Origin of the sequence: Vibrio anguillarum (assembly GCF_001989995.2) — a bacterium.
In the GTDB taxonomy this organism is placed as follows: Bacteria; Pseudomonadota; Gammaproteobacteria; order Enterobacterales; family Vibrionaceae; genus Vibrio; species Vibrio anguillarum.
In genome coordinates, this window is record NZ_JAHGUP010000068.1 from 36,744 (window position 1) to 50,204 (window position 13,461).

The window sequence follows — 13,461 nt, forward strand, 5'->3', positions numbered from 1 at the left end:
GAACGCCGTAAAGTCAAACGGGTTGGCCATAATCATATCCATGATATCTAAGTAAAAAAACCATAAATGTAAAATATTTGTTACGCGTGAGCGTCGTCAGATGTCGAGCCTAAGATTGGCAGACTTTTCACGAAGCGATAGGCTTAATGTAATCGGTTTGTTAAAAGGTTGTGGTATGACGCAGTATCATTCTAAGCCATTAAATAGCAAAGGTTTCATTGACTGGAGTAACGAAGAGGATCGGATTTGGTATGATCTGATCGCACGTCAAGAGACCGTCGTTGAGCAGCGAGCATGCCAAGCCTATTTGGATGGGTTAGCGATGCTGCAACTCTCTAAAGATCAGGTTCCTCAGTTGCCCGATATCAACCGTATTTTGCAACGTGAAACCGGATGGCAAGTCGAGCCGGTGCCCGCTTTAATTAATTTCGATCGATTTTTCGCCTTATTGGCAGAGAAAAAATTTCCAGTTGCCACGTTTTTGCGTAGCCGTGAAGAGTTTGACTATTTGCAAGAACCGGATTTTTTTCATGAGATTTTTGGTCATTGCGCGATGCTTACTCATCCTGATTTTGCATCATTTACTCAGGTTTACGGCAAGCTTGGGGCTAACGCGAGCCCAAAACAGAGAGCTTATTTGGCGCGGCTCTATTGGTTTACGGTCGAATTTGGTTTAGTGCAAGAAAGTGACGGTGTAAAAATCTATGGCGGAGGTATTTTATCCTCCCCCGCTGAAACCGTGTATAGCCTTGATAATCAAACGGCCATACGTGAAAAATTTGACATCCAACAAGTGCTGAGAACGCCATATCGTATTGATATCATGCAACCCATTTACTATGTGTTGGATGATCTACGAGATCTGTACCATTTGAGCCAAGAAAATCTTGTACAGCAGGTAGAAAGTGCCATGCAGGCAGGCTTGTTGGCCCCCTTATTTCAACCCAAGGAAGAGACCCATGCTTGAAGAATTACGTTGTGAAGCTTGTAGCCTTGATGCGCTAGCATTATCGATCCCCGAGCAGCAGCAACTACTCACTGAGCTTGAGGGGTGGTCTATTGTTGTACGTGATGACATCCCCCAGTTGGAAAAAGTGTATGTGTTCAAAAACTTCAAGTTGGCGTGGGCATTTTCTAACCAAGTTGCTCAATTAGCTGAAGCGGAATTCCACCACCCCAGTTTGTTATTAGAGTGGGGAAAAGTGACCGTGACTTGGTGGAGCCATTCCATCAAAGGATTGCACAAAAACGATTTTATCTGCGCCGCAAAATGTGATGGATTAATATGTGATGGATTAATCGATGAAAGTTAATATTATCAATGTTTTAGGTTTATAACTCGACCTGGTGGTTATTTTCCCGTCGTTGTGCACTTGAAGTTGCAGCAGTGCTGGCTACGTTTGCTCACCCCAGCATAGAGTTTACTTGTGCTCATGGGGATGAGCTCACTTACCGCCTACCCGCAACTTCAAGCTGTTTGGATGTATCCGGTCGTTTTTCTACGCAAAAGCCAAACCGTGACCTACACTTTGAAAAGCTCATAATACAAATTTCATATAAACCCAGTGGCTGGGGGCGACGATGGCTTTACAAAAAATTGTTCATTTCTATGCGTAGGGTTTGACTATGAAAATATCAACGAAAATCATTGCGGCATGTACTATCTTGTGTTCAGTTGGCGTGGTAATCAGCGGTGGTTTTGTTGGGTGGCGAGCATCAGAGCTCTCAAGCCAAGCACTTTATGACCGAGCCGCAAATCAACTTACCTCCGTACGCGAAATCAAAAAGAGTGAAATAACTAACTATTTCAAACAGATCCGTCTGCAAATTGAGACCTTGTCTTCCGAGGTATCGACTCAAGAAGCAATGGATTCTTTTACTCGTTCGTTCTCTCGTTATCCTGCCCACCGTATAACGCCCCAAGATATGGATGCGCTAGAACGGTATTATCGTGATCAGTTTGGTCGTACTTACCGTCAGGAAAACAGTGGCAGTCAGCCAAATGAGCTTGGTGCGTTTGCACAGCTTTCAGAGCAGGGAAAAGCACTGCAGGCTCGCTACATCGGCGTAAACCCTAACGAGCTTGGATCCAAACATCACTTGGATTTTGATTCATTGGGCAGCAGCTATGATGAAGCTCACCGGCGTTATCACGCCTCGTTTAGGCGATTTTTAGAAGCGTTTGGCTATTACGATATTTTCCTTGTCGATTTGTCAGGCAACGTGGTTTATACCGTGTTTAAAGAACTGGATTTTGCGACCAATTTATCAACTGGCGCATATCAAAATTCGGGGCTAGGCCATGCATTTGCTAAGGCAAAAAACTTGCAAGAGGGGCAATCCTACCTCGAAGATTTTGCACCTTATTATCCTTCCTATGAGGCAGCGGCTTCGTTTATTTCGGCCCCAATTTTCAAAGAACAGCAGCGGGTAGGTACGCTGATCTTTCAGATGCCGATCGATGTGATCAACAACATCATGACATTTGGCGGTAGCTGGGCTGATGCGGGGCTCGGTAAAAGTGGAGAAACTTACCTTGTGGGGCAAGATGGTTTATTGCGCAGTCAATCACGGTTTTTATTAGAAGATCCTGAGCAATACTTTCAAACCTTAACTGATATTGGTGTTGAGCCTGCCACCATTGAGCAAATCAAAACCAAGGGTTCGGCCATTGGGCGTCAACGCATCAAGACCGACGCGGTACGACAGGCATTGGCGGGTGGACAAGGCCTAGAAACCATCAAAGACTATCGTAATGTTGAAGTACTTTCGGCTTACGCACCTCTGGATGTTTTAGGACAAAAATGGGCTATATTAACTGAAATCGATCAATCTGAGGCGTTGCAAGATGTCTCGACTTTAGAGCGTTCAGTATTGCAGACGGTGTTTATTAGTATTGCTGTTCTTGTGGTGCTTTCACTCTTTATTTCTTACATCGTGGGAAGTGGTATATCCAAACCTATCCGCAGTGCGTCGTTAGAGCTGCATCGGATTAATCAGGAGAATGATTTAACCGCGCGTTTAAGTGAAAAGGGTAAAGATGAAATGGCGGAAGTTGCGGTTGCCTTTAACCAGCTATTTAGCAGCTTACAGAAAACCATTGAGCAGTTTGCGCGGGCGACGGAGTCACTCAACGGCAGCACTCATCGTATGTCTTCCAATATGGAGAGCACGCGAGGCGCTGTTGCTGAGCAGAGTATGAGAACAGAATCGGTCGCGGCGGCGGTAAATCAAATGAGTGCTTCAATTGGCGAGGTAGCGCAGTTTGCTAGCCGAGCTGCCGATTATGTGAAATCAGCTAATGATACAGGGTCACAAAGTGTCGACGTCGGGGAAGCGTTGGGAAATGAAATCAGTTTGTTGAGCGATGAGATGAAGATGGCGGTGGAAGCTATTGAGCGGCTCCATAGTGAAAGTAATTCTATTGCTGAAGTGCTTGATGTTATCCAAGGTATCGCCGAGCAGACCAACTTACTGGCCCTTAATGCGGCGATTGAAGCAGCACGTGCTGGCGAGCAGGGTCGTGGTTTTGCGGTCGTTGCCGATGAAGTGCGATCATTAGCAGGGCGCACGCAGACTTCTACTGAAGAGATCCGTAAAAAAATCGATTCGCTACAACATGAAATAAACAGTGTGTCGCAGGGAATTGAAAAGGCCAATAAAACCGTGGTGAAAGGGGTTGAAACCTGCCATTTGAATACGGATATGCTTGCTCAAATCATGTCAATGTTAACCGAACTGAATGACATGAATGTGCAAATTGCTGCCGCGACAGAAGAGCAAAAATCAGTAACGGATGAAATCAGCAGTAGCATTACTTCGATTGCCGATGCTTCACTGTCGGTTTCTGGACAAGTGAATGATGTTGATGGAGTGCTTACCGACCTTTCTGGGCAAGCAGAGACACTAAATAGTGAGATTGCTCAGTTCAAATATAAGGCGTAACACTAAGACATTTCCTACTTAATCAGCAACTGTGTTGGTTACATTCGCTCCAAGCATAGAGTTATACTCGGTTTAATTATGCTTGGAGCGTTGAAGGCTCTGTCTCGTTGACCAAGTTATTGATCCAACGTTTGGAATAGATCCGTTGTGTTGTAAGGATAATTTTGACGGCCTCTTCAAGCATAATAACCATCATAACCCAATGCAAAGGCCAGCCAAGAACCAACCCTGTGTAATAAGCCAACGGAATGCCAATCGCCCATTGGCCAAATAAGTCAATGAAAATACTGTAGTTAATATCGCCGCCACTTTTTAACACGCCACCGATACCGACCATATTAAATACCCGTAGTACCATCCCAAACGCCATTACTAAGCAAACATTCACGGCCATTTGTGTATCATGCAGTGGACTTTTTTCGATCAAAGCGTAAATCCAAGGTTCAGCCAAAAAGCAGAACAATGCCAGCAGCAACGCCAGCCCGCAGCTAGTAAGTACATACCACCAAGAAGTCTGCGCGGCACGTTCGTAACGCTGTGCACCAATTTCATGTCCAAGCAAGATAGAGGCGGCCACGGCAAATCCAAGAAAGGCGGAAATGAGTACACTTTCAATGGGGGAAAGCAGTGAGATAATCGCAAGTTCAGAAACGCCCAACTGGCCGACAATAACGTTGTAAATCAAAATGCCAGCCGCCCATGCTGAATCGTGAATAATCATTGGCCTTGCGACTTTAAAATAGCGCTGTCTATGGTGTTTCATTTTTGCTTGCTGCCAGTTTTCGCGATTGGGCAATAGATGAGCGTAATGTCGCTTTACTTGCCAAAAAAGCAGCATGGTTTGGCAGCCGCGTGAGATGCTTGTGCCAATCGCTGCACCCACAACCCCCAATTCTGGAAAGCCGAACAGGCCAAAGATGAGTAAAGCGTTTAAGACTGCGTTAATAATGATGGCCAGAATGCTTACTTGAGTTGGCAACTTTGCCACGCCGACAGAACGTAGTGCGCTCTCTAGTGGCACTACTAATGCGGTACAAAATAAGCTAAGTGCTGTGATCCATAAATAATCCGCGGCTAGTGTGACGTATTGAGCATCATTGGCCACTAAAGAAACAACAGACTGAGGTATCCACAAATAGAGCAGCATAAAGGGGAGTGTAAACAGCAGAGCCACTATCCAAGACTGAGCCAATGTCCGTTTTATGCCCTCGATGTTACCTGCACCAAAATATTGCGAAGCTAACACGCTTACTGCACCGCTAGCGCCAACAATAACGATGAGATTAAAGAAAAATATTCGGTTGCCAACACCAACGGCCGCCGTAGCGGATTCACCTAATTGGCTGACCATAAAAATATCCACTACACCTAACAGTGAAAACAGCATTGACTGGAGGGATACCGGTACGCCAATATCGATCAATTTGCGCCAAAATTGACGGTCTAGCTGATGAAAGGGAGTCATAAACATGCTGCATTACCTCATTTTGATATGCGGCAAGTGTAAATCGAATCGTAATTTTTGTATTCTCTCAATACCTCTATAACTTTTGCCAAACTCTCATATGTCAGACAAGCAAGAACGGTATTCCATCTCAGATAAAACACATCAAGAATTTATTGACCAAAGTCGCGTCTTAGCATTGGAGCAAAGCGGCATTGTGCAATGCGGAATTGCAACCTGCCGCGAAATGTTTTCTGTTTATCGGAAAAATCAGAGCGTGCATATGCTGTTATACACGGTGAAGGGAAAAGGTTGGCTAACGAGTGGAACTGACCGTTACTTACTGGAACCGAGCTCATTAATTGTGGTACCAGCGGGTGTCGAAAATGGTTTTGGAATTGAAGAAGAAGAGTGGCAAGTGGTGTGGATCTTTCTTGCACCACAGCGTCATTGGAAAAACACCGTAAAAGAAGAAATACATTACACATTAACGCCTATCGCTGCGGTCATGTATGCGAGTATTCAAGCGCTACTGCGAACCTTAATATTGCCTGCTGAGCTTGGTGAGCAGGTCGGGCAACGCATTGTTGAACAGATAGAAATCATGCTCCGAGCACCGATTGAACTACCGCTCTCGCGTACTTCGTTACGTTTAAATCGCGTCTTTCAGCGAGTCCAGAGCCAGCTGCATAAAGATTGGACAATAGAAAATCTCGCCGCATTATTTCCTTGCTCGCAAGCTCATTTACATCGTTTATGTCAGCAGCACTTTGGCCACAGTCCTAAAGCCCACTTAACGCGAATGCGTATGGAGTACGCCGCTCGTTTGCTTGTTTCTACCGACTGGCCAATCCAACATGTCGGTGACATTGTCGGCTATCCTAACCCAGCAAACTTTAGTACTCGTTTTAAGGTATGGAGCCATTGCACACCACGAGAATTTCGTAAAAAACGAAATGATTAATTCCACGGCATTGGTAAATGGCACTCTTCATTCATAAACTTTCTTATCTACTAAACGCGATGAAATTATCGCACCTCGAGCACGGCTTATGAAGGTGATTGAAATATCAATATCATTGAGGATATGGTTTGTAAAAATCAATTTATTCATCACATTAATTAGATTCTAACCACCAACAAAACGGTTATGTGCTAAACCTATAAGAGTAGGAATATTGTCAATATAGAGAGATAAGCGATGGATCTGTTTGCGGATTTTCGACAAGAGACTCAACCAAAGAGTGAAGAGAGTCATGAACTTAGTGTTGAAAATAAACCATGGCGAGTACTGCTAGTCGATGATGATGAGCAGATGCACCAGATCACTCGTTTAGCGCTAAGAGGGTTTTCATTTCAAGGACGGCCACTAGAGCTACTGTCTGCTATGTCTGGTCTTGAAGCCAGAGAAGTGCTGAATACTCAGCCCGATATAGCTTTAGCGCTCGTTGATGTAGTTATGGAGACGGAACACGCGGGGTTAGATTTAGTTAGGCATATCCGTGAAGAGTGTAAGAATAGAATCATTCGTTTGGTATTACGTACCGGGCAAGCAGGGCAAGCCCCCGAAGATACGGTCATCCAAGAGTATGAAATTGATGACTATAAAGAGAAAACAGAACTTACCACACAAAAACTCAGAACCCTGCTCTATTCGATGTTGCGATCTTATCGGGATCTTTGTTTGATAGAAGAGCAAAAAGAGGGGCTTAAACGCGTGATTGAAGCCTCAGCGAAGGTACAAAATACCACAACCTTACAAACCTATGCTGAATCGGTACTGAGCCAGCTCACTTCTTTACTTAAACTCCATGCATCGGCATTTTATTGTATCGTTCAGCCTAAATCTGAAGGCGAAGGTTCGTGTGCTTTAACGTTGGCGGCTATTGGAGGATTTGTCGATTTTTATTCTGACTGTGATTTCTCGCGCTTACCTTCGGAAGTGGCTAAGCGCTGCCAGCTTGCACTGCAAAGCAAAATGTCTCATAGCTACGATGATGCCTCTGTACTTTATATGACAGACAGTCGTGGTGTAGAAAATTTACTCTATATTAATTTGCTTGAGCGCTTATCTGAAAATGACGAACGCTTGCTTGAAATCTATATGTACAACATAGGGTTAACTTTTGAAAACTTAAATTTACAGCTTGATTTACGCGAAACATCGAGGGAGCTTGTTTATAACTTAGCCAATGCCGTCGAAGCCAGAAGCAAAGAAACAGGGGCTCACGTACAGCGGGTTTCTCTGATCTGTGAAAAATTAGCCACATTAATGACCCTACCTGAGCAGGATATTTATATGATTAAAAATGCGTCACCCCTGCACGATGTAGGTAAAGTGGCGATCCCTGACAGTATTCTTCATAAACCAGGGAAATTGGACGCTCAAGAATGGGCGATCATGCAAAAACATGTTGAATACGGTGTTGATATCTTAAGTCGTTCAAAACGCAGTTTAATTATCAAAGCGAAAGAGATTGCCGGTTCTCACCATGAAAAATGGGATGGAAGCGGTTACCCAAACCAATTAGCCGGTGAAGGCATTCCTATCAGTGGCAGAATCACAGCATTAGCTGATGTGTTTGATGCCCTTGGCTCGAAACGCAGTTATAAAGATGCTTGGCCGGAAGAGACAATCAAGCAAGAAATTGTCGCGCAAAAAGGAAAACATTTTGATCCGATGTTGGTCGATCTGATGTTGGCACATTGGGATGATTTCATCACTATTCGTAAACAGTTTCCAGACTAGAATCTTTTTTGGAACCGAAAAATAAATCCGTTTTCAGGGAGTAGGATAGAGTGAAAAGTAACCAATTAAAGACGATTGTTGGCTTGTGTACGTCTAGCTTAGCCATCGTTCAGATTCCTTTTGTGCAAGCACAAATTGATCCTTCAAATCCCAAACTTAATGAACCTAAACAAATGGTCGCACACCTTGGTGAACTCCCTGGACTGATTAATGCGGATGGTTCGGGGCCATTTGTCGAATTAGTGAGGTACATGGATAAGGTCGACCCTGATACAGAGATCCATATTGAAGTTTTCCCTTTGCATCGAGCTGTACATGGGGTCGTTAATAAGCAAGCTGACTTTGCCTTACCCGCGATTTATGTTGATGATCCTGAAGGAAAGTTACCATTTCGTTTTAGTACGAAGTCGTTCGGTTTAGTGGCACATGTTCTTTATACAAATAAAGCCAATCGAATCACGTCAGAACAGCTTTGGAGCCAGCCTGATAAATACTACGTTGAGGCCGTTCCTAGCTATATACCTTTTGAAGTCGCGCGCTCAAATAGCATCAATGCTTCACGCCAACACTTTGCCGATTTCAAGGATGTATTTGTCATTGCTCACGGCTCTAAAGGTGATGAGGTTGATCAATACTTAACGCGAATACTCTCTCAACTAGAGGAAAGTGGAGAGTTGAAAATACTCTATGATGCTATTCACCGTCCTTACGATGATTGGCAACCTTGACCCTCTTACTTTCTATCTATTATTACTTTCTGTCTATTATTACTGCATCATTTATTGCAGCATCATCATTAACAAGTTCAAGAGCCTTAGGGAGAGTAAAAACGTAATGAACACCTTGGCCAACATTAGAACTAAAATCTAGTTTTCCTTGTAATTTTTGAGTTGCTAGATTAAAGACAAGATTCAAGCCAAGCCCTGATCCGCCACGGCCTCTTTTGCTGGTAAAAAAGGGTTCAAAGATTTTATGGTGCAGTTTTGGTTCGACGCCACAGCCATTATCTTTATATTCTAAGAGGATATTTTCTCCTTCCTGTTTGAACGCAATGGTTATGATGGGATTTTGCTCATCACTAAAAGCGTGGTTGACACTAAAAGCGTGGTTGACGCTATTCATCACTAGATTAGAGACTATTTGAGTCAATACTCCAGGTAAGCTGTTCATGGTTAGTCCTTCATCACCCTCTAGTACGGGTGTAACAGGGATTTTCCTGGTCTCGGGATGAAGACTAGCGATAAGCGCGCTTAATACTTGGTGGATCGAGAATTGACTACGACTCTCAGATACCTGATCGACCGCTGTTTGTTTAAAGTCTCGGATCAGTTTGGCAGCACGATTTAAGTTGCTTTCAAGCATCGTATTGGTTTCATTCATTCTCTGCATCAATTCAGAAAACTGCTGACTTGTGAGTGTTTGGTTGGCGAAGGCGCTATTTAGCTCTTGTGTTACCTCAATGATTACCGAACTTGCGGTCACCGCGATACCTAATGGCGTGTTGACTTCATGTGCCACCCCTGCAACTAAACCACCTAAAGCCGCTAATTTCTCAGATTCAATCAACTGTGTTTGCGTGGCTTTTAGTTGCTCAATACTGTTTTCCAGATCGCAAGTTCGTTTGGCGACTTGACGCTCTAAGTTTTGGTTGAGTTTTTGTAGTTCAAGCTGCGCCAGTTTTAGCTCGGTAATATTAATAGCTGTGCCCCGTAACCCGAGAAACATATCCTTCTCATATCGTGCTACTGCTTGAAACATCAAATAGTGCTTACAATCATTGATGATAATTGTCTCTTCACACATTGAAAACGAGCAGTGTTTAGTAATGGATTGGAGTAATTTTTTCATATCTCGCAGTGAGTCAATCTCTGAAAGCAGTGGCTTGCTATTTTCACTGATCTCTAAAGCTTGACGCATGGGTTCGGAAGTGTAAATCAACCTGTCAGTACTATCTGTCTCCCATAACCAGTCGGATGAGACGTCCGTAAAATCGGCTAATCGTTCTTGTTCAAGTTTTATATTACTGTACAACGTAGTTACATTTCCGGTAATTTTATTGGTCTCATCGGCCAGCCAAGTGAGTTCATCGTTATGCCCCATAATCCATTTCTTATGAGGAAGTTTTAGTGGTTTTGGTGGATGGCGAGGGTTGTATTTGCGTAAGTATTGAGCAATAGCAAAGACACGTCGATTTACACTCTCATGGAAAATCATCAAAATAGCGTAACAAATAAAGGCAGTCTTAACCGCGTTCACGACCAGTATCAGTAGAAACTGCTTGATTAAGTAGTTGTAGATTTCTTGGGCATTAGACTCAACGTAGATCTCGCCAATCTGCTCTTTGGCTTCCGTTTTTGGGTTGATATAAAGCATGGGATAACGGTGTGCGACTAATTGCTCCGTCACTTTTTCTCCGGCACTGAATTGATAACCGCCAGACGTGATTTCCAAATAATCAATTTTAGGCAAGTTTACTAAGCCATCTAAGCGCTGTTGAAGTGCAACGAGATCATAATTCCATAAAGAAGTGGCAAGCAGTTCGGCATGAACGAATTCTATTTCGTGATGACGCTGAGCCACATCATCGAACTCTCTGTCATAGTCGAAATACGTTTGTGCTAACGTTGTCATCAAGGTGACAGCACCACTCAAAATGACAAGGAAAAAAATGATCCTGCGACCAATGCGACTCGATAGTGGGTTATCTATGCTTTCATTAAATGTTCGGCTTTTGTTCATCCTGCTTCTCATTTTTTTGAGTGATAATTTGAGTATAGATGTCACATGGGAAGTGTGAATAACATCTTATTGACTACACTATAAAAAATAGCCGAATCATTGGAGGCAGTTCATGCGTTGGATATGGATATTGTGTGTGATAAGTGCGCCCGTGATGGCGGGAAAAGTACTCTTAATAGAGAGCTACGAGCAAGGTTATGAATGGGACGCTAGCTATGTATCCGCCCTTAAGCAGTCGTTAACGCCTGCGCATGAACTGCATACCTTTGAGATGGACACCAAACGTGTACCAGCGAGCCGTTATTCACAAATCGCCGAACAAGCCTTTAGCCGATATCAGCAACTGAAACCACAGGTAGTGGTTTTAGGAGACGACAATGCGTTGGTTCATATGTTGCCGAAACTCTACAACGAGCCAATCTCAATCGTGTTTCTGGGTATTAATTCAAACCCACGAAAATTCATGGCTCAATACCAAGGGCAAGCCAAAGTGACCGGTGTTTTAGAGCGCCCCCTCTATGTGAAAACCATGGGAGAAATTGGCCGGATGCTCGATAAAGATAAACGTAAAGTATTGGTGTTATTTGATTCGGGTAGTACGGCGAGTATTGCGTTGGAATTTATGCAAACCCAAGCGAGTATGATTGAAAAGAATTTAGGCATTGCGACAGAGATAGCTTCGGTGGCGACAGAGAAAGAATGGCAGACAAGAATAAGCACAGCTAAAGAGCAAGGATTTGGCGCCATAGTCGTGGGGCTTTACCAAACCTTGGTCGATGAGAGCGAAAATAATGTGCCAGCGGATACTGTATTAACGTGGACAAACCAACATACAGAGGTTCCTTTATTTGGTTTTTGGGATTTTTCGATCGGTGCGGGCAAAGCGGCTGGAGGTGTTGTGTTAGCGGGTCGTGATCAAGGCGAAATGGCGGGCAAAACGGTGTTACGTATTTTAAATAATAATGAAGACGCAAGCCGCATTCCTATCCAAATCGGCCAACAAGGTCGTGCTATTTACCATCAGGGAGAAATGTCTCGTTGGGGGTTAAGCGTGCCGGAAGGATGGATGAAGATTGACTGACTTTGATGGGATTGTATTGAATTGTCGAATTCAGCATTACGTCTAAAATAAAAAAAGCAGAGAGGCGGTGACCTGTCTGCTTTTTCTTCATTACAGTTTATTAAACAGCCAATGGCATTTCATTTGATGGATCATGTTTACTGTAAACACGAATCAAACCAACCACAGCAAACACAGACATCAACAGCATCAATGCGCCAAGTGGCATTTGGTCATGAGCTGGAATAGCCGACGCTAAAAGGGTGGCTAAACCAGCCCCAAGGTTTTGCATACCGCCTAACACAGCACCTCCGGTTCCTGCATGGTAAGGCAGAGGTGTTAACGCTCCAGTGGTCGCTGCGGGAAAGAGAATGCCTGCACCGAGAAAATAGACAGTGGCACCACCAATTAGGGTCAATGCGCTGGTTTGCCCCAACACTCCAGGAACAAACACCACCAATGAACCTAATGCTATCGCTACCAAGCCCACATACAAGGCGCTTTTTTCGTTGAAGTTCAACGCAATAACACTCGATAGCGCCGCACCAACTAAATAACCAGGGATCGGTAAGACAAACAATAAGCTGACGGTGGTGGCAGGCAGTTGCAAAACGCCACCAAGTAATACACCTGCAGCGGCTTCAAACACCGCGACGCCAGAGAAAGTCGCCACGAGACAAATTAAATACCCTTGGAAACGTTTGTCACTCAGCACATAGCGATAGCTGTTTGCAACCGATTCGTGTCTGCGAGCCGCTTTAGGCAATGTTTCTACCATACTCGTCATCATAGTGATCACCACGGCAATCGCGAATAGGGATAAAAATAAGTAACTAGAGCGCCAGCCAAAACTTTCTGTTAAGTACCCACCAAGAACAGGAGCAATGAGTGGCGAAAAAATAACGCACATGCTGATAAGGCTATTGGCCTTATGCAATTCTGCTCCTGAGAAACAGTCTCGAGTAAGGGTTCGAGACATTGCGCCACCACACCCAATGCCAAGCCCTTGAATAAAACTACCGACCAAAAACCAATCGTATTGGTGAGCAAATAATGCGAGTAGTGATCCTGCAATATAAATCAGCAACCCAGCGATAATAATCGGTTTGCGTCCTAGGCGGTCTGACAATGGACCATAGACAAATTGTGATAGTCCATAAGGGATTAAATAACATGCCATGACCGCCTGCAGTGATGCAGGAGAAACTAAAAATTCTCCCGCCATATGGCCAATGGACGGGACGTACATCGTTTGTGTCATTTGGCCGACAGCGGTCAAAATCGCAATTAAAAATGTGAGTTTCACTAACGGAAACGATGCGGACATGGTCTATCTCCTGCACAATAGTGCAACTACGAAATATAATTAATATGAATAATGAAACTAATGGCCAGCGTTGAAAGTATCGCTCTTTCGGCGCGAGATATTAGTGAGGCTAGGCACTTTTATCAATCTAAAAGTGTGAAGTTGAGCAAGATAAAAATCTATAATTTGAATTAGAAAAACGGCTCTTCTCCGCTTAG

The 13,461-nt window shown here is 43.9% G+C and carries 10 protein-coding genes; 7 read left to right on the top strand and 3 right to left on the bottom strand.

Going from position 1 to position 13,461, the window contains the following annotated elements:
• The first annotated feature begins 175 nt into the window (after positions 1–175).
• The 3 genes from phhA (at position 176) to PL85_RS14815 (ending at position 3,945) form a co-directional block, all read left to right on the top strand.
• Positions 176–967 (top strand): phenylalanine 4-monooxygenase, encoded by a 792-nt coding sequence (phhA, locus tag PL85_RS14805; protein WP_017045087.1) that lies wholly within the window; start codon positions 176–178, stop codon positions 965–967.
• A complete protein-coding gene (locus PL85_RS14810; protein ID WP_115340033.1) occupies positions 960–1,313 on the top strand; it encodes a 4a-hydroxytetrahydrobiopterin dehydratase in 354 nt (117 codons plus the stop codon). The genes phhA and PL85_RS14810 overlap by 8 nt, the downstream gene beginning before the upstream one ends.
• Before the next feature lie 307 nt (positions 1,314–1,620).
• The gene (locus PL85_RS14815; RefSeq protein WP_115340034.1) at positions 1,621–3,945 is read left to right on the top strand and encodes a methyl-accepting chemotaxis protein; all 2,325 of its coding nucleotides are present in this window, start codon (positions 1,621–1,623) and stop codon (positions 3,943–3,945) included.
• A 76-nt stretch (positions 3,946–4,021) separates the two neighbouring features.
• On the opposite strand, the gene PL85_RS14820 is transcribed toward PL85_RS14815, so the two are convergent.
• Positions 4,022–5,416, bottom strand: coding sequence for an MATE family efflux transporter (locus tag PL85_RS14820; RefSeq protein WP_115340035.1), 1,395 nt, complete (start codon positions 5,414–5,416; stop codon positions 4,022–4,024).
• Positions 5,417–5,510: 94 nt separating this feature from the next.
• On the opposite strand from PL85_RS14820, the gene PL85_RS14825 reads away from it, so the two are divergent.
• The 3 genes from PL85_RS14825 (at position 5,511) to PL85_RS14835 (ending at position 8,866) form a co-directional block, all read left to right on the top strand.
• Entirely contained in the window at positions 5,511–6,353 is an 843-nt protein-coding gene (locus PL85_RS14825) for an AraC family transcriptional regulator (RefSeq protein ID WP_174223863.1), read from the top strand.
• 237 nt (positions 6,354–6,590) lie between these two features.
• Positions 6,591–8,138: a DUF3369 domain-containing protein gene (locus PL85_RS14830; RefSeq protein WP_115340037.1), complete on the top strand. Its 1,548-nt coding sequence runs from the start codon at positions 6,591–6,593 to the stop codon at positions 8,136–8,138.
• A gap of 50 nt (positions 8,139–8,188) precedes the next feature.
• The gene (locus tag PL85_RS14835) at positions 8,189–8,866 is read left to right on the top strand and encodes an ABC transporter substrate-binding protein (protein ID WP_115340038.1); all 678 of its coding nucleotides are present in this window, start codon (positions 8,189–8,191) and stop codon (positions 8,864–8,866) included.
• A gap of 22 nt (positions 8,867–8,888) precedes the next feature.
• Here PL85_RS14835 and PL85_RS14840 read toward each other — a convergent pair whose 3' ends face one another.
• Positions 8,889–10,877: a sensor histidine kinase gene (locus PL85_RS14840; protein ID WP_214649668.1), complete on the bottom strand. Its 1,989-nt coding sequence runs from the start codon at positions 10,875–10,877 to the stop codon at positions 8,889–8,891.
• 112 nt (positions 10,878–10,989) lie between these two features.
• Here PL85_RS14840 and PL85_RS14845 point away from each other — a divergent pair, with 112 nt between their 5' ends.
• Positions 10,990–11,958, top strand: a complete 969-nt coding sequence (locus PL85_RS14845) for an ABC transporter substrate-binding protein (protein ID WP_019282669.1) — start codon at positions 10,990–10,992, stop codon at positions 11,956–11,958.
• A gap of 100 nt (positions 11,959–12,058) precedes the next feature.
• Here the strand turns inward: PL85_RS14845 and emrD are convergent, their stop codons facing one another.
• Entirely contained in the window at positions 12,059–13,264 is a 1,206-nt protein-coding gene (gene emrD / locus PL85_RS14850; RefSeq protein WP_013868437.1) for a multidrug efflux MFS transporter EmrD, read from the bottom strand.
• Between the last annotated feature and the right edge of the window lie 197 nt (positions 13,265–13,461).